This window comes from Flavobacteriales bacterium (assembly GCA_020635395.1).
Classification (GTDB): domain Bacteria; phylum Bacteroidota; class Bacteroidia; order NS11-12g; family UBA9320; genus UBA987.
The window spans coordinates 206,177-230,012 of record JACJZV010000003.1 but is presented as its reverse complement, the minus strand read 5'-3'; the positions used below and the strand labels follow the sequence as shown (position 1 = coordinate 230,012).

The following is a 23,836-nucleotide window of genomic DNA, read 5'->3' as shown; positions in this document are numbered from 1 at the left end:
TAATATGAAATCAAAAAAAATCATTCTAGCTGGCTTTGGTGTATTAAGCATTGCTTTGTTAATATCATCATTTGTAAATGAAAGTAGTAGTTCACAGACATTAAACCAATATTCTGATGACCCGCCATTGGTTAAACGAGTTACTATTCAAAAGTTACCTATTATTAATCCAGATAGTACAAATCTTATTATTAGGGTTATGTATGATTACTACGAACCATTGCCAGAAACTCTTGAAGTATTTTCTTCTGGAACCAAATTTTTGCTCCACGACGATGGCCAATTAGGCGACTATTTGTCTGGTGATATGGAGTACGCTTGCTATGCAAGAGTCAATTTAAACGATTTGGTTGCCAAACTAAATGGTTATGAAAATCAAATTATATCCGATGGCTATGTAATGTATTTTGATGGACATGACGGATTTCAAGAGATAAACGTTTTACCTTTTAATGAAATAGATTTTCTTAACGGCATGGAGGTAGAGGTTGATCAACGCCTTATTCTTGCAAAGGATTGTGATAATGAGTTAATAAAGCATCAATCACTATTTATAACCGATTTATCAGTTGTTGAAGACCCGGCAAGAACCTTTAATTGTATATCAGAAACCGGAAATCCTGTTGGGTTATATACCTTTGGAAACCTAATGAAGAATATGGCCAATCAAAGTTCAACATCCGTTACTGCCAAAAATTTTGTTAAAAGCTGGCTAAAGCCATATACTCAAGATGTATATGATCCCTCATCGTATTTTTTGCACTGGAAACGCGAATTTGTACTCAAATTTCTCATTGCTCCATGGATTAGCAAAGCCGACGGACAGACAGAAGTAGACAATACAATTAACTTAGGCAATTGGGAATCTCGATGGGATGCTCAACAGGAATCAGATTTATTAAAATATGCACCTTTTAAATTAACGGCAATCGTCAATCGACTGGATCTTCGCGGGAATATGGGTTATTCATCAGCCTTAGGCAAAGCAGGTGAAACACGATTCATCTACTCACTTGTTAATATATATCAAGTTGATGCATCTGAGGATCCTGATTCAAGGGGGAGAGGAAATATTGGAGAACCGACATCAAATATGCTGCATGGTGGGTCGTCAGATTTTTTAGATTGGCAAGGTATGAATGTGATTTTTGAGTATCGAAACGTTCAGACTAGTAAATGTGCATTGCAACAGTATGCACAAGATTGGCTTGATTTGAGTGAATTAGCCATGGGAACAGAGACATATAATGCAGCTCTCGAAGACATTACCGAGACAGTAATTAATGCCAATGCCACACCCTCTAAGCCAAACGGAAGTGCAATAGGGAGAATTCGCTCCAACGAAAAAATTCTCTTTAAAACACTGGATAAGAACATATCCAGTGGGTCCTTTTCGGTAACTTGGGGGCAATCCAATTGGCAATTCAGACAATTTGAGATAAATAATTTAACACATCTGTTAGAGGAAGTATCTCTTAACAACACCCCAACACTGGAATTCTATAACTCTCCGAGAATAATAGATAGAGTTTCTCTTACGAATGGTGTGACACAAGACGTAACAGCAATGATTGCTACAGGGGGGTACAACTTTTACATTTCCAAAAACTTGACAAGTTGGGCATTTGACCCCAAAAACAAATTTCAAATATTGAGAGAAAGACATCGAATGCCCAGAACTTATGCCGGAGAGAGACTTTTAGATATAGGAGGCGAAACATTTCTTGAATACAATCATTATTTGGATTTGGATTACGGTGATGCAACATCGAACATACCGAACTTTAATTATTCTAATGAGGCAAATGGAAACAACCAAATGGCAAGAGATTTACGGCACAAACTGTCGCTAAACACCTGCCAAGGATGTCATTGTGGCGAAACCAAAACTGCATTTACCCAAGTAGCTCCTTTGGGCTATGGCCAATCGGCCAACTATTGGGGTTCGGTACCCGATTACAAAACCGGTAAAATTGATGCCGTAGGTAGAAGTCAGGTATCTGCATTACCCAATACCGGAAAAACCCTTGAAGGAGACGGAACAACTATATCCGATAATTATCCCGTTCCATCCGGCAGTAGAAACTTTGTAAATGTTTCTGCCTTTATTACCGGAAGAACCTACAATTCAGGATCGTTTCAGGATGATTTGGACAAGACAAAGAATAATAATAACTTGGTATCGACCGAGGATGACCAGTTGGATAATACTCTTGGCGGACTATACAAAGTAAACGATCCTTCCAATGCTTATCAGGCCAATATATTACAGAATCTTTTTGGCTTTGATGACCGTAAAAATGGGTTTAACGAGCTGGAAAGAAGAAAGCAGGATATGTGTAAATTGCTTCGTTCAAATTGCAATCTTATTTTTGATGATGACGAAGCACAGCTAATGGACTTTGTATTGTTCTTAGATGAAATTACCAAAAATGTGGTTGTTGAATAATCTGTTTCGAAATATTGCTTTTTTTTTGCTATTCTTTTGTCTCAATTCTCAGGCAAATTCTCAAGTATGGGAAAAGGCTTTCTTTTTTGAAACAGAATGTTCAGGGGTTACTGTTTCTGTATTGGATGCTGATGAAAATATTTATGTAGCTGGTGAATATTGTGGCAGATTGACCATCCAAAATCAGCTCATAGAGAGCAAAGGTCAAACTGATTTATTTGTTGCTAAGTTCGATAAAGACTTAAATTTAAAATCGTTGGTTTCATTTGGAGATACTGGAGTGGAGATAATAGGAAAAATTGCTTTAGACCTTGATGGCAATATACTGCTATCAGGGTATTTTACACATCAGTTGATTATTGATACACTTAACCTTTTATCGTATGGTGGATCCGATTATTTTGTAGCTAAGTTTGATACGCTATTCAAGTCCTATTGGGCCTTGTCGTTTGGAACAAAAAACGATGACGCTAAAGTAGCCGCCTTTGGTGGATTAGCAGTAGATTCAAAAAACAATATAATTTGCACTTCACAATTCACGGTCATATCAGAAACCGATACTTTGAAGGTGGCGGATACAGTTCTTTTCGGCAAATTAGAAAAAGATGCATTTTTAGCAAGTATTACACTAGATGGAAAAGTACGTTGGGCTTCAGTTTTTTCTGGTAAAGGTTATGAACATACGACTTCGGTGGATTTGGATATGGAAAATAACATCTTTTTGGCCATCGATGCAACTGGTAGAATTTATTACGACAATCAACAATACGATAATCCCCATATAGGTGAACAAAACGTGGTGTTTAAAATTGATGGAAGTACAGGAAAGGTAATTTGGCATTGGGGCTTTTATGAAAAGGAATTTGGTAGTTTATATATGCCAGGGCCTTCGCTTGATTCCTTTGGCAACGTATATGTAGTGGGTGGTTACTACTGCCGAGTGGTAGATGTGGGTGGGGTAATATTAAGCGAGCCTTTTGACCCTGGCGATTTTAAGACATTTGTGGCAAAAATTGGCTCGTCGGGAAAAACGCATTGGGTAAAGCAAATAGTAGGACACAATCCGGGAGTCGATTATGTATTTTCCAAGAACAGCAACGAAATCTTTGTATCCGGCAATTACTATGATATATGTATATATGAAGGTGATACTGTTGGGTATCTGGGGCAAAGAATTTATCAAGGCTATTTGCTTAAAATTGATTCTTTAGGCAAGCCACAATATTTTGGAACAACTTCGGGAACGGCATCGGCTAACATTTCACAGGTGTCATCCTTCCAAAACGGGGATATTTTTATTCTTGGTTCCGCCCGCAAAGGCAATTTGGCTTTCAACAATGCAACACAATTAATGATGTCATCAGACTACAATGTGTTTATTGCAGTTGGTAACACGGATAGCATTGAAGCGTCAATTAGTTCAGAAATTATAGAAAAAAATGCAAACATTTACCCGAATCCGTGCAATAATGAGTTAATAGTTGATTTTGCTCAACCATTTGGGGAAGTAGCATTTTACAACATTGTTGGACATAAAATATTAGAGACAAAGCTAAAATTTGGTAAGAACCGAATCGATACAAGTTTACTACTCAATGGAGTTTATCAAGTTGAAATTAAAGACATAGCGAATAGAATATCACATTTTTCAATCATTAAATTATGAAAACACCAATACTTTTTTTAGCCTTTTTACATTGTTCCCTTAGGTTATTCAGTCAAACAAATACTAAACCATCCCTTTGCCATTATACAATTGATGACATTGGGTATTTAGCATTAAGGGACTTCGAACCTAATTCAACTGTTAGAGCCTTTTCCAAACCCACTGGTGGCGAGTTCATTTTTTCAGAAATTGTAGATCATAGAGGGAGTAAACAAATAAAAATTAACCAAAACGAAGTTATCCCAGCCTTCGTTCTGAATACCACAAACAAAGCTATATTTAAACAACCTAATTCTTTTTCGGCATATAAATTCCCAAGTCAAAAATATGATTCGTATGGTAAAATAGGGCTAAATGTCATTAATCATCGAAAGGAGAATCTTGTTATTAGCTTTTCAGAAAGTATAGATGGGATAAATTATTTTCGAACTAAGGTAGATAGCATTTTTGGTAATGAAAGTAGAATCTCAACTTGCAACACTCAAAAAAATGTTGAGCAAATCTGGATAAAATACACTTTGACAACGGGATCAGGCATCTTGCTTTACGAAAGTGAGACTACCCGTTTCGATTTTGAAGAATTTCAAGTTTTTCCGACTTTACCAAATGATTTTGTAAAAATAACGTCTAAATATTTTCAGCACAACCTACCTGTTGTAATAAAAAATTCATCTGGTCAAGAGGTTAAAAGTTTTGATTTTTTTGGGAAGGAGTACGATTTATTCGTAAATGATTTACCAAAGGGTACATATTTCGTTCATGTTCCGAGTAAGGAGTGGGTTGATACAAGGATTTTTATCATAAATTGAGGAAATTTTACCAAACGTTATTAAAATGATACCTTCGCCCTAAAAAAGATTGCCGCTCAAAACCTTACAGCATTACTGGGGATATTCAGAATTTAGGCCACCGCAAGCCGAAATTATAGATTCGATTTTAAAAGGAAATAACACCTTAGCCTTATTGCCAACCGGGGGTGGAAAATCCATTTGCTATCAAATTCCGGCTCTACTTTTAGAGGGGGTGTGTCTTGTTGTTTCGCCATTGATTGCATTGATGCGGGATCAGGTGGAACAACTTAAAAGAAGAGGCATTAGCAGCACATTTCTGCACAGCGGACAAAGCCGAAACGAAATAAACATAGAGCTTGAAAACATAAGAAACGGAAAGTATAAGTTGGTATATGTTTCACCCGAAAGAATTCATTCACAGGCGTTTATAGAAACATTTAAACAGACCAAAATTAGCTTTTTGGCAGTAGATGAGGCTCACTGCATTTCACAATGGGGTTTTGATTTTAGGCCGGAGTATCGAAATATTGCTTCGCTGAAAGAACATCTACCAAACCTCAAAATGATGGCCTTAACAGCCTCCGCAACGCCAAAAGTAAAGGCTGATATTATTGAGCAATTACAAATTGAAAATGTACAGGTTTTTACCAAGAGTTTTCATCGCGAAAATTTGCACTACCATGTGGTTTTTGAAGAAGATAAACGTCGAAGGCTTTTGCGTTTGTGTCAAAGTCAAAAAGGTTCGGGCGTGGTTTATGTCCGCAATCGACGAAAAACGGTAGAGCTGAGTAATTATCTAAAAAGTCAAAATGTTTCTTGCGATTTTTATCATGCAGGACTTACCTCAGAACAACGCAATCAAAAGCAAGACAGCTGGGCAAGCGGTGCAACCAAAATTATTATATCCACCAACGCTTTTGGCATGGGAATAGACAAAGCGGATGTGCGGTTTGTTGCACACTATGATTTGCCAGAAAGTTTAGAAGCATATTATCAAGAAGCCGGAAGAGCAGGACGTGACGAACAAAAAGCGTGGTGCATTCTTTTTTATAACAATGCAGATTTAATAGACGTAAAAACGCAACTGCACAGCCGTTTTCCTGAGTTGCCACGAATAAACAAGATATACGAAAACCTTTGTAATTATTTCCAATTAGCCTTTCATTCAGGTTTGCACACCCGCTTCGATTTCGATTTGGCCGATTTTGTTAAAAAATTTGAAAACAATCCGATAGAAAGTTTTGCTGCTATAAAATTGTTGGAGCAACTGGGTTATTTAAGTCTATCGGAGGGGGTTTATACCCCTTCAAAAGTTAAGGTTGAAATGGATGCCACATCACTGTATGATTTTCAATTAAAAAATCCGAAGTTGGATCCGACTATAAAAATTTTACTTCGTTCATACAGCGGCATTTTTGAGCATTATGTTTCGATAAAAGAAAAGCTATTGGCATCTAAACTAAAGATAACAGAGCAACAATTTGTAGCAAATTTAAAACGCCTAAGTTCCTTAAAAATAATAGATTATGTGGAGCAATCAGACAAGCCGTATATTCTCTTTTTACGGCATAGAGTCAATGAAATTATGGATGCCGACAATATGTTGGAAAAAAATAAAACCCGAACTACAGATAGGCTTTTGGCTATGATACAATATGTGGAAGCCGAAACCTGCAGAGCAAAGATAATTTGTGATTATTTTGGTGAGCAACTACACGATGATTGTGGCCACTGCGATGTTTGCAGACTAAAACAGCGGTACGCATTTTCAGCCAAAAAATTTACGGAAATCGAAAATTTTGTTTTTCAAACTATTGATAGAGAGAATCTTGTGTTGGATGATTTATTGCATAAAAACCATACTTTTGAATTTTCGGATATAAAAAATGTTATTCGATGGCTGATGGACGATGAAAAACTCAAAATAGATGCTTCGGGATATTTGAAAAAGAGGAATTGAGCAAAATTTGTTGCACCGTTACAAACGATTTGAATTTCGATCAACGTATGATTCGAATATGTTCATCGTTGCAAAAAGCCGGAAATTCGGTAGAATTGGTCGGCCGAACCCTGCCCCAAAGTACATCTATTGCACCTCAAAATTTTAAGCAAAACCGCCTTAATTGTCGGTTTCTAAAAGGACCTTTGTTTTATTTGGAGTATAACTACCGATTGCTACAATATTTCATCAAAACTAAACCGGATGTCATAAATTCGGTGGACTTGGATACGGTAATAGCTGCCTATTTATATCGATTTTTGACCAAGTTTGTCTGGGTTTTTGATGCACACGAGCATTTTACGGAAGTGCCGGAGGTAACAGACAGGAAGTTTGTGAAATGGATTTGGCAACAAGTGGAGGTTTTGGTTTTCAGAAATGCCCAAAAATTTTATACGGTTAGTGCCTCAATATCAAATTTGTATCACAAAAAATATAAAAAGGAGGTAGAGGTGGTAAGAAATGTTCCTTTTTTGCGTTCTTTGGATGTCGTAAAACCTCGATCGGATTTTTCTGAAAGGTTTATTATTTATCAGGGTGCCTTAAACGAAGGGCGTTGCATTGAGTATTACATCAAGGCAATGAAACACATTGATGCCCATCTTTGGATAGTGGGAGAAGGAGATTTGAGCAACGAACTCCGAATTCTGGCTGCCGGAGAAGGTGTAGAGCAAAAGGTGACTTTTAAAGGAAGGGTGGCACCTGATGAATTGCGGCATTTGACACAATTGGCGTATATGGGTTTAAATGTTTTAGAAAATAGGGGGCTTAGTTATTATTACTCTTTGAGCAATAAATGCTTTGACTACGTTCAGGCCGGATTGCCCTCAATTAGCAGTAATTTTCCTGAGTATCAGTTGCTTAATGCAGAGTTTGAAACCATGATGTTGATTGAACCAACTTTAGAAAATGTTATTTTAGCCATAAACGAGCTACTGCAAAACACCTCCAAATACAACCAATTAAAAGAAAATTGCACACCTGCAGCGTTGGCTTGGAATTGGCAAAGGGAAGAACAAAAACTTTTAGCTATATATGAATAAGAGACAAAAACATATTCATGTAATTGCATTTGATGTGCCCTATCCGGCAAACTACGGCGGTGTTATTGATATTTTTTATAAACTTTCGGCATTGCACGAAAATGGGATAAAAGTGCATTTGCACTGCTATCAATACGGCCGCCCGGAAAGTGCCATGCTAAAATCTATTTGTTATAAAGTGCATTATTATCAGCGAAAGATTTTTAGAAACCCAATTTACAATTCAAAGCCCTATATAGTAGCCTCCCGCAATACAAAAGCATTGATAGAGAATTTGCTGAAAGACCAATATCCTATTTTGTTTGAAGGGTTGCACTCTACCTATTATTTGGATGACGAACGTTTGAAAAACCGATACAAAATAGTTAGAACGCACAATGTAGAACACGACTATTACAAACATTTGGAAAATGTAGAAACCAATCTTTTTAAGAAATACTTTTTTAAAGTTGAGTCTGACCGACTTCGTAAATACGAGAAAATTCTAAAATATGCTGATGCCATAGCGGCTATTTCGCCAAACGATGCAAACTATTTTGACAAAAAATATGGCAATACCTTTCAGTTACCTCCTTTTCATGTCAATCAATCCGTGAGCATAAAGCAGGGCAGGGGCAATTTTATCCTTTATCACGGCAATTTGTCGGTGGGCGAAAACAATGAAGCTGCACTTTTTTTGCTAAAAAATGTGTTGAACGATGGAAAATATCCGGTAATAATTGCAGGAAACGATCCTTCTAAAGAATTGGAGGAACTTGTAAAAAGTACTTCCAACGTTACTTTAAAGAGTAAAATTACCTCTGAAGAAATAAATCATTTGATAGCCGATGCACAAATAAATGTGTTGTTTACCAATCAGGCCACCGGAATAAAATTAAAACTGCTCAACTCGCTTTTTATGGGAAGGCATTGCATTGCCAACAGTAAAATGATTGAAAATACAGAACTGGAAGAGTTGTGCATTGAGGCCAATAAACCTAATGAGTTTAGGAAAAACATTGATTATTACTGGAATATTGAAATTTCTGAAACAGAAATAGAACAACGAAGCAAGGTCTTGAATATTCGGTTTAATAATTTAGCCAATATCGACAAACTCATTCATCGGGTTTTTGCACCCAATGAAAATATGGTTGATGAGATGAACCAGAAATAGCCTTTCGGTACATATCTTTGAGGTGGTGGTTTGGATGAAGAAATACGGAACGGTTATAAAAAGGGTATTGTTTGCCCTGGTACTTTTGGTGTTGCTTTTTGAAATTATTAGAGATAGCCAACGCCAGGGTGATTTTATGGGTTATGTAAATGCAGGAAACGCCGTGTTAAACCAAACCCCCATCTATGCTGATTATCTAAACACATGGCCACCATTTTTTTCAATTGTCAGCATACCAATTGCGGTTTTGCATAACTTCAATTTTCTGTTTGTCAGGGTTTTATGGTTGGTTTCCATCGTTGTGGTGTGGTTTTTTATTCTCAAGGTTTCTGTCAAGATGCTTTATAAATTGAATCTGGTTTTTAAAAGAAACGGAAGCAACGACATAGAACTAACTGATTGGAGGGTTTTTCTTCCTTTTATTTTGACTTTCCGATTTTTGATAGAAGAGATGCAAAACATTCAAATCAATAGTTTTTTGCTACTTATTTGTCTTTACTCCATTTATTTTTTGTTAAACAAACGACCCATATTAAGCGGAATATTGATTGGTTTGGCTGTTTCCATTAAAGTTTACCCCATATTTCTATTGCTGTTTTTTGTGTGGCAACGGCAGTTTAAATCGGTTGTAATTGGTCTAATAACCATCGGTGTGTCTGTGGGTTTATGCTTTCTTGTATTTGGTTTCAATACAACCATACAATATCATTCTGATTGGCTAACCCACAAGGCCATGGGTCAAACAATTTTTAATTTTAAAAACCAATCGGCTTGGCCGTGGTTGCAGGCTTTTTTTACCCACGAATCAAGAGGTTTGAACATCTACTACAATATTTTTGACCTTGGTTTAGAAAGGTCAAAAAAAGTAACCATGCTTCTAATTGCCGTGGCATCTATTTATCCTTTGGCAAAGTTGTTTTTACCTAAAAAATCAGCACCAATATTTTCTGATTTTGCCTTCGTTTTGGCGGCCACACCCATTTTATCTCCTTTGGCATGGAAATATTACTTTGTATTTCTGTTTCCGTTAATCCTTGTTTTGCACAAACAACTATTTAGTGATGAGACTGCCAAAAGCGTCAAGTATATTTATTATGTCGCCTTGTCGTTGCTGATTCTTTCTACAGAAGGTTTGATAGGCAAAACAGCCAGTGACATTGCCGAAATATTTGGGGCTGTAACGATTGGAACTCTGTTGCTGCTGGGTATTTTTCTACAATTTAAAAGCTCACAAAATTGACAAAAAAAAGGCCGTTGGCAAATGCAAACGGCTCCCTTTTTTTTGCTAATTTTCTCAAGTTAGCAAATGCGAACATGTGTATTATTCAAATTTTACAAATCTTTTAAAATGTTCTCGTTTATTTTCGGTAACACATACCATGTAGATTCCCTGATCGAAATTGGTTACATCCACCGAAGTTTGTTCCATAATGCTTTCACCCTCTGATGTCCAAACAACCTGTCCTAAAACGGATATAATTTCAATTTTTATAGGTTTTACTGTTTTGTCCCAGGTTACATTCAATAGGTTATTTGCAGGATTTGGGGATAAAACAATTCCTTTATTATTAGTATTTGAAACCGCAATTACATCAGTGTATTCATAGTTTCCATTGTAATCTATCTGCTTAATGCGATAGTAAAGATTGGATTGAAAGGCAGTATTATCCAGAAAGCTATATTCAATTATTCTGCTCGAATTTCCATTGCCCGAAACTGAACCTATGTCCACAAAATTTTGACCATTTTCCGAACGTTGAATTTCAAAATAATTGTTTTCAATTTCGCCTGCTGTGGCCCAATTTAACATTACAACATTGTCCGACAATCGTTTTCCATTTATAAATACAAACTCAACTGGAAGCGAATTTATTTCAGGTTGACAATCGCAACCATCAGCGTCAACCATAGAGGTATATCCAACCAAGGTAGCCGAAGCAGATGAAGTGTTAATTTTTATCCAGGCATTTTTGTTTGAAGAACTTTTTCCGGTTAGTGCGAATAGTTGCCCTGAATTATCAAAACACAAAGACTCTACGTCAGAAATTGAAATTGTACCAATAACAGTGCAATTTCCAGTATTCTTATCGATTGCTATTAATTGATTTAACCGTTCTAAAACTCCATACATTTTGCCACTTGTGGGATGTATTGCAATGTCGTCCACCCGATTGAAACTGAATTTTGTTATTTCAATGAAATCTTTATTCGTTCCAAAAGCATTTCTAATAACGCTACCATCCATTGGATTAATTTTAAAAAGCAATTCTGGTTCAAGTGAGCCGGTTCGAGAGATAGCATACATTACTTTTTCAGTGTTATCATAATACATGCCTTCTGGATAAAGACTTTCCGTTTTTAAACTTGTGCCTATATATCCTTTTCCTGATAAATTTCCTGAAAGTTTGTAATAGGAATTTTCAGATATGTCATAATAACCGAACTCGCTGTCATTTCCCACATAAATAATATTTGTATCGGTGGCAAATGCAATACATTCTATGCTTGATATGCCAGAAAATGTATATAGCAGGCTGTCTCTTCCCGTTAGTTTATCAACTTCCTTCATTGTATTTCTGTCATCGTCGTATCCAAAACAACGATACTGAGCATAAGATTGGAAGGATAAGAAAACCAGTAAATGGAATACCACTACTTTTCGAACATAATAAGAATTAGCTCGAATAAAATTAAGATAAAATTCTTTCATACACTACTATTGTATATTTCAATGGGCAAAACGTATTCCAATAAGGTAAGAAATTATTGTAGTTTAGTTATCGAAGTATCAAGTAGTTATATGAATTATCGAAACCCAAAACGACGACAAATTATATCAACTTTTATCAATCTCTAATTCCAAATTTTAGACACTTTTTAGTATTTTTTGGAAAACATTGACACGAATTTGTATCAAATAACAAAAAAAAAAGCTGCCCGTTTAACCGAGCAGCCCATAGTATAGCAATTAAGAAGTAGTTTTGTATTATTCAGATTTTATAAATCGATGAAATTGTGCGATTCCGTTCTTTTGTGTAATTTTTACTATATAAATGCCATGGCCGAAGTCGTCTAAATTTATTGAAACATGGTGAAGATTTTCTGAATTATCTGTTGACCAAATAACCTGACCATGAGTCGAAACTATTTCTATTGACTCTGTTTGTATGGCCTTATCCCAAGTTATGTTCAAAACCTTGTCCGCAGGGTTGGGGAATAAAACAACTTCATTACTAACTGATTGACTAACCGTGATTACATCGGTATATTCAAAATTGCCATTAAAGTCTATTTGCTTAATTCTATAGAACAAGTTGGGTTGATAAGCAAAATTATCCAAGAAGCTATATTCAAGAATTTGTTGTGAATTGCCATTTCCTAAAACAGTACCAATTTCTTCAAAATCAGTTCCATTTTCTGAACGCTCAATCACAAAACGGTCGTTTTCTATTTCGTTGGCAGTAGCCCAATTAATGGACACGGTATTTTCGCTAATTCTTCTTCCGTTGGCATAGACAAATTCTACCGGAAGTGGGTTGATAGAACACCAGTCTAATTCAGATATACCAATATCCAATGCATAGCTCGCATTGATGCCATTATTTCGTCGATAGATAACCACTTTTTTTGCCATTAAACCGGATTTCAAGGAAATGTCTATATCGCACCCATTGGTAGCGTAAGATTCGTTGCTGGTTATGCTATAAAAAACTTGCCCTTTTAAACCTACTCCGGGGTGTGCGGTATAATCAAAATCATCTAAATTGTATTTTGTGCCGTTTGCGGCATACATCACCACAAAAACCGAATCCATATATGAGCTACCGTTTTTGTCTAAATCTCTGATAGAAAAAGAAATATTTGACACATCACCGTTGAAAATTATCCATGCAGAGTCCCATGTCATATTGGCAAATTTTGACCATTTAACACATGTGTCGCCACCTCGAGGAAAATTTAATGTGCCACCAAGATTATGAAAACTATTTCCTGATGCTGCGGCACTTCTTCCAAATGTAGCCGTTGTTCCGGCTCCATCCGTAAATGTATAACCATTCATGTTTGTTCCCAAAGTAAGATTTCCAATTTTGGTAAAAGATGGATAGCAAGGGGCATTGAAAATAGAAATGTTGTGAGTATCACTTTTTTCACAATAACCATTGTTTACTTTGGCTTCAATTACGTAATCACCTGAGTTTGGCCACGAAATACCAACAGAATTGCCGGAACCGGTAATGCTTCCACCATCGGGTAGCCACGTGTATGATGCACCCGTTACGGTGTTCACACTAAATGTTTCTGAAACACCTGCATAAGCCGTAGTTGGACCTGTTATAGTCGGTGTTGAAAAATTGCTTCCAATTGATATCGATTTTGTTGCATTAGAATTAGAACACCCTGATTTGGATGTAGTTAACGAAATGGTTTTTGTTCCAGTAGTTGAATAAGTTACATTATGAGGGCCGATACCAGAAGCCGTTGTAGGGCTTGCACCCGATCCAAAATTCCAGGTATAAGTCACTCCAGTGCCTTGATAAACCGCAGTAATAGAGGTTGCAAGGCTAAGGCAGTTTGATGTTGGGGCAGTGATAACCGCCGTTGGACATGCCTGCACCACGTTTATTACTTGAGGACACTCTTCGCTGCAACCATTGTAGGTAACTGTAAGTGTAACATTTTTTGCCCCAGCAGTTGACCATTTAACACTGCCACTTGAAGAAGTGCTGGTTTGAGGAGTAGCATCCGAGCCAAAATCCCAAAAATAGGTAGAACCGGCAGGTGCCACTCCGGTGGCGTTGTATGTAATGTTGGTATTAGTGTTTACCGTTGTGCTTGAATAGGATACACCATTACAGTCCATAAAATCCTTTTTAACAGTATAACTCACGGCTGTGGCTTCACCACGACATTGTGTAGAAGGGTCATAGTAATAGGCATACATCGTTTTGGTTACGTCGAAACTGGTAAAGTTTGTTTCTGTATAATCAATGGTATTTCCTGTGTATTCGCCACCAATGCCACTTCCCATTCCGCAAATTTGGGCAGTTGACCATTTTGTACTATAACCAGATGGAGGAGTATTTGCACTTAAAGTAATATTACTGCCACTGCAAACCGGATCTGGTGTAGCCGTTAATCCAGAAGGTTTTCCTGTGGGTCGAGTATTAATGGTAAAACTATAAGCCAAAGAAGATGATGATAATTGACAACCTCCCGCACCCAATACAAATACATAATAATTAGAACTGGTGGCAGGAATTGGAATATAGCCACTATAAAAAGAAGCACTTCCTGTAAAGGTTGCAACCGGCGTACCAGTTCCGGTACTGTTGTCGTATATTTTAACCCCCGTTGCGGTGCCGTTTAGAGCAATCGTAAACCAAGTGGTTTGGCCAGGACAGTAACTCGTATTTTCGCAGAAAGTAGTGTTGCACGTGTAACTATTTACTGCCAGTGGAGAACATTGTGACATTCCAATCAGCGACATTCCAGTAAACATTAGGGTGAAAGCAATTCGGAAAAAGTTGTTGCTAAAAAAGTTCATAATACTATTACTTAATACTGTTGTTCGGTAATGGGCAATTAACATACCTAATATTTGTCAAAACCAACAATTGTTTGGTTATATATTTTAAGTGTATGATTGTTTTTGTAAGTGTTAATTGCAAACTTGTAACTGTGGTTAAAGTTGTAGGGAAACTAATCTAAAACGTTTTAATATTGTTTTCAAATTTGGAAAGCTATTCTAAAGTTTGGAATTTCAGTTGCAAACCATCTTTTTTGATAAGCACTGAGCCATTGGAATTGAGCCTTCTTTTTAAAAGGTGTTCAGTAGAATTTATTATCCAAATTTTTTTAATGGAATGATTTTGGTCGAGAAGCTCTGTTGCTATTGATGAGATATTATTTAAGACTTTGGGTTGTATTATTTACCTTTTTTACTTCAAAAGGGTATAGCCAGATTGCCTATAACTTTGATTTGAATGCTGGTTTTCCGAGTTTAAACATCTACGACATTTGTTTGGATAATAACAATGTTGTTTGGTTGGCCTCCGATAATGGGGTTTGCTCTTTTAACGGTTACAACGTCGAGAAATTTTCTGTAGAAAATAACGATGTGTTGTTTATTATGCACGACAACGAAAACAGGCTTTGGGGTGTCAATTCTTCGGCTCAACCTTTTTATATTAAGGACGGAAAAACTTACGACCATCACAATACCCTATGGATACCCCAAAAGCTATCGTCTATTGTGGCTTTTATGGTGGTTTACAACGAAAAGCTATACGTGGGGCACGGTGGCAATTTAATGTATTTAGAAGGCAACGTTTTCAAACAAATTGATTTGAAATTGGTAAACAGATCTGTTTGCGACATGTGGGTATCTGACAACAATTTATATGTAGTTGTAAACGAGAGTCTTTTTAAAATTAATAGTCAAAATCAGGTTCAAGAACTTCCCGAACCAAATTTTTTGGAGATGATAAGTAAGTTTGAGGTTGGTGATTCTCGAATCTATATGAATGAATCCGGAATTTACCTCCATAAAAAGAGCAACCAATCATCGAAACAATTGATGATTTTTGACGACAATATTTCATTTAGCGATGCCGAAATATTCAGAACTCAAAATGAGATGTTTGTGTTTGTAAACCAAAAACTGTATAAATATGATTTTGCAACAGAACAACTGAAAGTGTTTTTCGATGAAAAAACGAAGGTAACCAACGTTGTTAAAGATGCCTTTTCCAACTATTGGGTTACTACATTCGAAACCGGACTATTCCTTATCCCATCAAGGTTTCAGAATATTAAGTGCATCGATAAATTTGATGTTTCTCAAAAACCCGCCATAAGTTTTTTTAAGGGTAAGGCCGATATTGTTGGGTTAAATGATGGATCATTTGTATTAAACAACCAGTTGATAAAATACAATTCGCGAAATAGGTGTCTTATACGAGATTATTTGGAGGATGAAAAAGGCTGCTATATAGCCAGCGATGGAGGATTGTACAGAATAGATTATCAAACAAAAAAAACATACATGGTAATCAATGCTGCCATCAAAGATTTATCAAAAGGGGATGACGGAATATTTGTGGCCACCAATCATGGAGTTTATCACAAAGCATTGAATGATGAGAGCCACCATTTTCAGCTCATTTATTCAAGGCGGGTCTATTGTTTGTCAAATAATTTAAACGGACTGATGCTGGGCAGCGGACTTGATGGGTTGATAATTTATGAACACAATCAAATGAAACCTGTGCAAAACCTGGATGTTTTAAAAAATAAGCCACTAATGTTTATGCACTTGTTGCCTGATAATAAACTAATTACCGTTTCGAATTCAAACGAGTTGAATATTGTAGATATAAAAACAGACAAAATAATTGGGCATTATATGTTGGATGCCGATTTTAGGATAAATCATGTTACCTATAATAAAAATCAACTAATAATCTCTTCACTGAAGGGAATTCTTATCCTGACCATTAATGCCGACTTCTCTATTAAAAAAAATCAAATCTATTTTAACGACAAGATTTTTAACTCAAACATTCGGTATTTGCAGGTAATAGACAATGATATTTATTTCATTAATGATATTGGTATTTATGTTTTTCAATTAAAAAATATACCAGAACAACAATTGGTAAAACCTATTGTTTATGCGGTAAAAACCCCTGATAGCGTCTATCGAAATTTGGACAATTTGAAACTCAAATCGAAATATTCCGAAATAGTTTTTACCATATTCGACCCAAGTTATTCTTATGGCAATTTTTTGTACAAAGCCGAAAATTCGTCAAAAGATTGGTTTCAATTATCTACCAATACCGTCCGATTTCACAAGCCTGGGGTGGGTAAATATTCGCTATTTTTTGCCCAATCAGTTGGTGATAAACTGTCTCCAACAGAAGGTTTAGGTTTTTTGGTTGTCGGGCCGCTGCATGAGTATCTTTGGTTTCAATTAATCATTTCTATCATTATTTTAGGCTTAATTACCTATGCATTTTTTAGATCGTATAGGCTTCGAATGTCTGAAAAGCATTTGCAAAGAGAAGTAGAGTTGATTGATGCCAATCATAAAATTATAAGTCTTCAATCTCAGATGAATCCACATTTCTTAAGAAACTGTATGAGTTCTATCCAATCCCTAATTTATCAAGGGCAAAGGGAGTCGGCCAACAAGTATCTCAATCAGTTTACCAGTGTTATTGAGCAATTCATTGATCACTCAAAAGACAGTTTTGTGCCGCTGGATGTGGAATTAAAAAACATTGAAGATTTTGTAAAATTGGAGCAACTCCGCTTCCCAAATAAGTTTGAGTATCAATTAATTTTGCCTTCAAACGTTTCTACACATCACGAAATTCCTACTATGTTTTTGCAGCCTTTGGTAGAAAATGCCATTGAGCATGGATTAATAAGGCAAAACATTTCTCATCCAATGTTGCAAATTTCGTTAAGCGAAATAAACCAAACTCTTGTCATAAAAGTGATTGATAATGGGGTTGGAATTGACACTTCGTTGATATCAAAATCTGACTCAATAGCTTTGGGGAATATCAAAAAAAAGAATAGATGCCATCAACAGATTGGAAGAAATAAGTGTGGAATTGGATATTACCAATAATGAAATCCAAGTTGATAGCGAGTTTAAAACCGGAACCACCTGTGTATTAAAAATTACCTATAAATAGAAAGATATGAATGCGTATATTATTGAAGATGAGGCCAAAAGCATGTTATATTTAAGTGATTTACTTCGCACAAATCACCCAGAAATTAACATTGTGGGCTATGCCGACAAACTGGGAGATGCCGCATCAGATTTGCAACAACTGAAAGTGGACATTCTTTTTTGCGACATAAAGGTGCAGGGGCTGAATAGCATCAATTTTTTGGAAACATTAGAGTTGGTAAAAACAAACATAATCTTTACCACTGCCTACAAGGATTTTGCAATTAGAGCTTTTCGACTAAATGCAGTAGATTATTTGTTAAAACCCATCGACCCCGACGAATTAAGGGAAGCCATAAACAGGGTAAAGATAGAGAAAGATGCCAACCCCGAAGAAGGTTCTGAAAAAGATGAAAATGCCCTCAAGGATAAACTTATTATATCCGAAACAGGGAGTAAAATCATAATAAAAGTGGAGGATATACTGTATTTAATGGCTTCAGGTACCTACACAAAAATTCATTTGGTTGATGGAGCCTGCCATATTTCATCAAAAAATCTAAGACATTATGAGTTATGTTTGAAAGACAATCATTTTTTTAGAATTCATCATGGCACACTTGTTCAACTCGGAAAAGTGAAACAATTTGAAACAAAAAAAAATGAATTAATCTTAGAAAATGGCGATGCTCTTGTTGTTTCATACCGCAAAAAACCTGCTTTTATCGAAGCGTTGTCTAAATTTGGACTGAGATGATATTTAGAAATTTATCCGATCACGAATGGTGCCATCTTTTCGATGAATAATAACCGATGATTGATAATTTTTGGCAATTTCTTTTGCTCTGTCAATGGCATCTTCCTGATAGTTATACGAAGCGGTAATTCGCTCATTTCCTTCGCCCCGAACAGCCCAACCGTCTTCAAAAGGCACAACATGTTGATTGTGTGTTTGTTTGGTGGTAGAAATCCCTTTTCTTCTTAAAATTGATTTGAATATTTTTTTAAGAAGGTCAAGCCAAAAGGAAGAAGTTCTAATATCTGCCATTGTATAATTTTTAGACAACAAATTTAAAAGACCCCTTAGATTTTACGGGGGTAAAATAAGGGTTAAATAAAAAATCAATAGATTTGACTTTTAAAATTACAGTTATTATGAAGTCTAACATCAAATTTTTTTCTGGATTATCGCTTGGTCTTTTGATAGGATTCATGGTGTTTAATGCTCCGAAAATTATTTCTAAAAATAATGAAGCATTACCAAAAACAACGGAAACTCAAAGTTCAAACGATCCTTCAAAAGAGGGTGAATTTATTACGACGGAAGCCGCCAATGCCCTCATATCGGCCTATAAAACTGGGTTTGTGGATAAAAATGGATTGCCCTCAAACACTACCATTGGAGGAGTAATTAGTAAAAGTAATCTGAACAAAGTATGTGGTCTGGGGGCTGATGATTTGATAAAATTTAGGTTCTATCTTACGCAAAGTACCGAGGGTGCTGATCAAATCGGAGTTATATTTTACAAAAAAAGTGATGCCACAGAAGCATTGAGAACGGGAAGTGCCTCGTTTTGTCCAGTGATGTGCAATTAGCCTATTTTCATGAGATATAATCAAAGTGGTTTTATGCTTTTTGCTCGGCAAAATACATTCCTATGTTACCACGGTTTTTCATCGTTATTTTACCACGCGATTCAAATTCAAAATCATCTTGGATGAGTTGGTAGGTCTTTTCAGACACGTTTATCCGACCCGGAACTCCATTTTCTTCCATTCTTGCGGCTATATTAACGGCATCGCCCCAAATGTCGAATGCATATTTTACGCTACCTACCACTCCTGAAACCACATCGCCTGTGTGTATCCCAAATCTAAATTCAAAATGACAGCCGAACCTATTTTGCATCTCAATTTTAGATTCATCAACCGCTTTTAGCATCTGCATTGATGCTTTTACCGCATTGTGAGCATCGTTTTGGCCTCCACGAGCAAGACCGACCACGAACATATAAGCATCACCAATGGTCTTAATTTTTTCTATCGAGCCGTGATAAGATTTTATTATATCATCAAATTTGCCGAAATAAGAATCGAGCATTTTTACCAAAACTTCCGGTTTTAATGTGCTGGCTATTTTGGTAAAACTGTTTACATCGGCAAAAACGATGGTAACATTGCTATGGGCTTTTGCTCCGGCAAAACCATTTAGTTTAAGCTCTTTGGCCGTATCTTCAGGCAAAATATTGTGCAACAAATCATCCGACCTCTTGCGTTCTCTGACAATACTCTTTCTGGACACAAAAATGATTGCACCTCCAATAAAAAATGCAATGGTAAGAATCAAAAAAATGAATTGCTGTTTACTCTTGAGCAGTATTTTGGCATTGTAGTCAGCCTCTTTTTTATCAAATTCGAAATCAGCCATGAGTAATACCACGTCCGTGTTAGCGTTTTCAGCATTGGTTTGTTTTTTAAGGTCTTTCAACTCAAGCATGTGAGTGGCGGCATTTTTATAGTCTCCAATTTTGTATTCAGATTCTATAACTATATCGTAAATGGATTGTAAAGGAAAATTCATTTCAAGTTGTTGAGCCAGATTTAATGATTGAAGTGCAACTTGAACGGCCTTTTGTGTTTCGCCAAATTTGAGAAGTGCCCTGGCTTTTCCCTCTAAGGTATAACATACACCTACTTTTTCGTTGGCTTTTTGAAACCTTGTTAAAAGGGTATCATACACGGTCAGTACATTTTTATCCAGATTTTCTATCGAAGAAATATTATTTAGGTAAAGCTGCGTTTCTGAAACACGCCCCCAGTCGTTATTTTTTTTTGCAAAATGTTGCACTTTTTCCAGCATTTGCTTTGATTTTTCAAGTTCATTTTGTCTAAAAAAGCAAAGTGCTAAAAGGTATTCCTGTGTTGATGAACCAATTTGATTTTTCTGTTTTGGGTTAAAGTTGAGTGACAATTCAAAATTGGAAATAGCCTCTTCCCATTTGTTTAAGTTATACATTACTAAACCTAAACCCAAATAGGCGTTTGATTCGCTGGTCGAATCTTTCAGGTTATGAGACTCTCTCATGGAGGCGTAAAAATATTTGGTGGCATTTGCGTTGTCAGAAAGAGATAAATATACTTTACCGAGTTCGTAGGTGGATATGATAATTCCTTGGTTGTAAATGTGTTGAGTAGATAATTCGTTGGCTTTTTTCAAGAGTTTGATGGTTTCCTGTAAAGAATTTTCGTTATCAAAAAGTTGCTTTGCGGTTTTTATTTTTTCATCAATTTGCGATTTAACTTTTGGCGAAACTTTTTCTGATTTTACGGATTTTAAAAGTGGTTTGTCGCCAAAACTTCTGCCGCAGGCCACAAAAAAACAACTTGCAATGATCCATCCAATTTGTTTTAAATTCACATCACAAATAACGCATTATTTTATAACTGTGTGAAATAATGCCTTCAAGGATAGGTGATAAGGCCGGAATATGAAGAACACATTGATAGGTTTGACATTATAATTATGAAAGAAAAATGGATAAATGATAAACTAACTACCATGCCTCTTTATCAAAGTATGTCATTCAAGAGCTGAATCTGCGGACTAAAAATCTTGTTCCAAAAAATGTTGTAAAAAGAATTCAAAATGATAATTTTGCACTCCTTTTTCGGCGAGGTAGCTCAGCTGGTTAGAGCGTCGGATTCATAACCCGGAGGTCGGCAGTTCGATCCTGCTCCTCGCTACTGGTAAAAAGCCCTGCCTTTGAGTGGGGCTTTTTGTTTTTACTCAAACGAATATTGAATTTGAGACGCTTCAATCAGATGGTTTCAATCTGAAAACGCTTAAAATAATTTTTAATTTTCGTAAAGGCTTAAAAGTGCATACATTTGTTACCCATTGATTTCTATAGCTTTAGAGAGTCGAGTTAACAAAAATGAAATAATTTAAACAAATAATTACATGTTAATAACCATCAAAAATGCCGTGTTTATTGCGTTTATGTGCATCTTATCGGCTATGGCTTTTGGCCAAAAATATGATTTGAATCATTTTCAAGCAAGGTATCAGGAATACAAAGGGTTTAATCTTGATTTTGATCTAACATCTGCTGGTAAGGGGGTCGATTTTACAAGAAGCATTAATCAAAGCAGCAAAACCAATAGGTTTGGACTACATCCATCTTATTTTGTTCTAATGAATACGGATTTGGTGCAACGAAATATGAATCTTTTGGTTTTTCAGGATTTTTCAAAACACAATACCGTAATTAATAATCTAAAGGGCAATTCCGATATAACTAATTCTTCAACATTTGGAATATTAACCGACACAAGAAAATACAGAGAAAAGCGGTTTAAATATCGTGAGATTAATTTAGTATCAACATATAATTGGAGCGGTTTTGAAAATTTGGAACCACTACATATTTACTATACTTCTTATACAATCGCAATGCCCATGAGTTTTGCGTTTGGTTTTGGTAATGGACGTTTAAATATGGTTACCGATGCTGTGCAGGCCATGTTTATTTTGGAAAATTTAAAATCTAATAAGGATTTTGATTATTCAAATGAACAGATTGAATCAGTGGCAAAAGGAATTACCGAAATTAGAAATGCTCGATATCTTGATTCGAGAATAGGACTTAAAAAACAGATAAAAGCTTTGGACAGTATATTGTCGGTAAATGGAATTTCAGCTGACAAAAACATCGACTACTATTCTATTTTGTATGATAACTGGCAATTTGCAAACAGATTTTACAGATATTCGGGAAGTAGGTGGACACATTATTCTCAAATGTATGGTTATTACCAACGCAAAATAGATAATGTTTTAACTTATTCAGACACGGGCAAAGTATATTCCTATAGTGCCGAACAAAATGTTATCCCTTCATATTTTATACATTCAAAATATGAATCTTCAAGCCAAAGATCGTTGTATGAACAGTTCGGTTATTTCTTTCACTTTCAAGGTGGTGTAAACTTTCCTTTTCGAAGTAGTGATAATGTTACTCAAACTGCCCCAATACGTAAAATAGATAAAAGACTAGATGAGGATTTCTCGAATTTTTATATCGAAACAAATTTCGGTACAGGTTTTAATTATCTATTTCAACCCAATACCAGAAATATTTTTACTTCGCAAATCAGTCTTGATTTAAACCACAAGCGAATAGAAACCTTAAAATTAAGTTCAATATTTCCGAGGTTTACTTCAGTGTATTATCATTGGTTTTCGCCCCAATTAAATATAAACGCAACGGCAAGTTTCGAAACCATAATTCAAATGCTTGGCCCAGTAAAAGCCTTGAAAAAAGCATCAGACAATTACTATTACAACATCCATATTGGCCTAAGCTACCAATTATTTTAACCACTATTTCCAAATAATATACCTTTGTTCGGTATGAACAAAAACGAATTGTTTTCGGAACTCATTTGGGTATTGGGTATCTTTATTTTATGTATTGGGGTGGTTTTTACGGTAAATATTCCTACATCATATCAACTGCACGATACCTACATCGTTTTGACAAAATCTACTTTGGTAGGTTATGGTTTTATAGTTGCTACTTTTTTTGTTTTTCTAATAAAATCGGCTCTAAAATTGTTTCGTGGGGTGGAGCAAAACATCATTCTAATCTTGTTTTTTATTCTTTTCTTGGCAAGGTTTGAATTTATTCTTGATTTTGTTTCTGGGTTTTTTCCTCTTTCCAAACCCAGTAGCGGTGGTTGGACAATGTACCCACCACTTGATGCTTCCGAACAATTATATTCTCCCGAACCGTACCACCAAACCGGCGTAGTTTTTTACATAAAATTGGTTTCATATCTCGGTTTGGCTATCCTTTCTTTTTATACCGGCAGGCAAACAAAATAGGGCATTTTTTAGTTGTAATGACTTATGAATAGAAAAAAGTTTATTGCTTTAATGGCGGGAGTTCCAATAACGTTTTTTGGAATAAAAAAATTGATAGATGCCTGGAGTAATGAACCATTGGCACGCAATTCTATCATAGATACCAGTGGTGTGCAA

At 35.9% G+C, this 23,836-nt stretch carries 16 protein-coding genes and 1 tRNA gene; 13 read left to right on the top strand and 4 right to left on the bottom strand.

The features are described 5' to 3' along the window. Window positions 1–4: 4 nt before the first annotated feature. Genes H6607_10375 through H6607_10345 form a run of 7 tightly spaced genes read left to right on the top strand, consistent with a single transcriptional unit; the run spans window position 5 to window position 10,344 of the window. Entirely contained in the window at window positions 5–2,449 is a 2,445-nt protein-coding gene (locus H6607_10375) for a hypothetical protein (GenBank protein ID MCB9262768.1), read from the top strand. Continuing rightward, a complete protein-coding gene (locus tag H6607_10370; GenBank protein ID MCB9262767.1) occupies window positions 2,418–4,115 on the top strand; it encodes a T9SS type A sorting domain-containing protein in 1,698 nt (565 codons plus the stop codon). Before H6607_10375 ends, H6607_10370 begins: the two co-directional genes overlap by 32 nt. Next, complete coding sequence (locus H6607_10365) at window positions 4,112–4,924, top strand: hypothetical protein (protein MCB9262766.1); 813 nt, start codon at window positions 4,112–4,114, stop codon at window positions 4,922–4,924. Before H6607_10370 ends, H6607_10365 begins: the two co-directional genes overlap by 4 nt. 49 nt (window positions 4,925–4,973) lie before the next feature. After that, the gene (locus H6607_10360) at window positions 4,974–6,866 is read left to right on the top strand and encodes a RecQ family ATP-dependent DNA helicase (GenBank protein MCB9262765.1); all 1,893 of its coding nucleotides are present in this window, start codon (window positions 4,974–4,976) and stop codon (window positions 6,864–6,866) included. A 47-nt stretch (window positions 6,867–6,913) separates the two neighbouring features. Beyond that, on the top strand, window positions 6,914–7,948 hold the full coding sequence (locus H6607_10355; protein ID MCB9262764.1) for a glycosyltransferase: 1,035 nt from the start codon (window positions 6,914–6,916) through the stop codon (window positions 7,946–7,948). Beyond that, window positions 7,941–9,104 carry a glycosyltransferase gene (locus H6607_10350; GenBank protein ID MCB9262763.1) on the top strand — a complete coding sequence of 388 codons (1,164 nt, stop codon included), beginning with the start codon at window positions 7,941–7,943 and terminating at the stop codon, window positions 9,102–9,104. Before H6607_10355 ends, H6607_10350 begins: the two co-directional genes overlap by 8 nt. Before the next feature lie 34 nt (window positions 9,105–9,138). Further along, window positions 9,139–10,344, top strand: a complete 1,206-nt coding sequence (locus H6607_10345) for a DUF2029 domain-containing protein (protein MCB9262762.1) — start codon at window positions 9,139–9,141, stop codon at window positions 10,342–10,344. An 81-nt stretch (window positions 10,345–10,425) separates the two neighbouring features. Here the strand turns inward: H6607_10345 and H6607_10340 are convergent, their stop codons facing one another. Both H6607_10340 and H6607_10335 read right to left on the bottom strand, forming a co-directional pair. Beyond that, a complete protein-coding gene (locus H6607_10340; GenBank protein MCB9262761.1) occupies window positions 10,426–11,814 on the bottom strand; it encodes a T9SS type A sorting domain-containing protein in 1,389 nt (462 codons plus the stop codon). A 276-nt stretch (window positions 11,815–12,090) separates the two neighbouring features. After that, the gene (locus H6607_10335; GenBank protein ID MCB9262760.1) at window positions 12,091–14,592 is read right to left on the bottom strand and encodes a T9SS type A sorting domain-containing protein; all 2,502 of its coding nucleotides are present in this window, start codon (window positions 14,590–14,592) and stop codon (window positions 12,091–12,093) included. Window positions 14,593–15,000: 408 nt separating this feature from the next. On the opposite strand from H6607_10335, the gene H6607_10330 reads away from it, so the two are divergent. Beyond that, window positions 15,001–17,745: a histidine kinase gene (locus H6607_10330; GenBank protein MCB9262759.1), complete on the top strand. Its 2,745-nt coding sequence runs from the start codon at window positions 15,001–15,003 to the stop codon at window positions 17,743–17,745. A 73-nt stretch (window positions 17,746–17,818) separates the two neighbouring features. Further along, window positions 17,819–18,550, top strand: a complete 732-nt coding sequence (locus H6607_10325; protein MCB9262758.1) for a response regulator transcription factor — start codon at window positions 17,819–17,821, stop codon at window positions 18,548–18,550. A gap of 3 nt (window positions 18,551–18,553) precedes the next feature. Here H6607_10325 and H6607_10320 read toward each other — a convergent pair whose 3' ends face one another. After that, window positions 18,554–18,841 (bottom strand): DUF2188 domain-containing protein, encoded by a 288-nt coding sequence (locus H6607_10320; GenBank protein MCB9262757.1) that lies wholly within the window; start codon window positions 18,839–18,841, stop codon window positions 18,554–18,556. A 107-nt stretch (window positions 18,842–18,948) separates the two neighbouring features. Between H6607_10320 and H6607_10315 the strand changes: the two genes are divergently transcribed. Continuing rightward, a complete protein-coding gene (locus tag H6607_10315) occupies window positions 18,949–19,389 on the top strand; it encodes a hypothetical protein (GenBank protein ID MCB9262756.1) in 441 nt (146 codons plus the stop codon). Window positions 19,390–19,420: 31 nt separating this feature from the next. On the opposite strand, the gene H6607_10310 is transcribed toward H6607_10315, so the two are convergent. Beyond that, complete coding sequence (locus tag H6607_10310) at window positions 19,421–21,211, bottom strand: hypothetical protein (protein MCB9262755.1); 1,791 nt, start codon at window positions 21,209–21,211, stop codon at window positions 19,421–19,423. 252 nt (window positions 21,212–21,463) lie between these two features. On the opposite strand from H6607_10310, the gene H6607_10305 reads away from it, so the two are divergent. From H6607_10305 to H6607_10295, 3 genes are all read left to right on the top strand, one after another. Then, a tRNA-Met gene (locus tag H6607_10305) sits at window positions 21,464–21,537 on the top strand. 217 nt (window positions 21,538–21,754) lie between these two features. Continuing rightward, window positions 21,755–23,173, top strand: coding sequence for a hypothetical protein (locus tag H6607_10300; GenBank protein ID MCB9262754.1), 1,419 nt, complete (start codon window positions 21,755–21,757; stop codon window positions 23,171–23,173). Window positions 23,174–23,206: 33 nt separating this feature from the next. Further along, complete coding sequence (locus H6607_10295) at window positions 23,207–23,680, top strand: hypothetical protein (protein ID MCB9262753.1); 474 nt, start codon at window positions 23,207–23,209, stop codon at window positions 23,678–23,680. The last annotated feature ends 156 nt before the right edge of the window (window positions 23,681–23,836 follow it).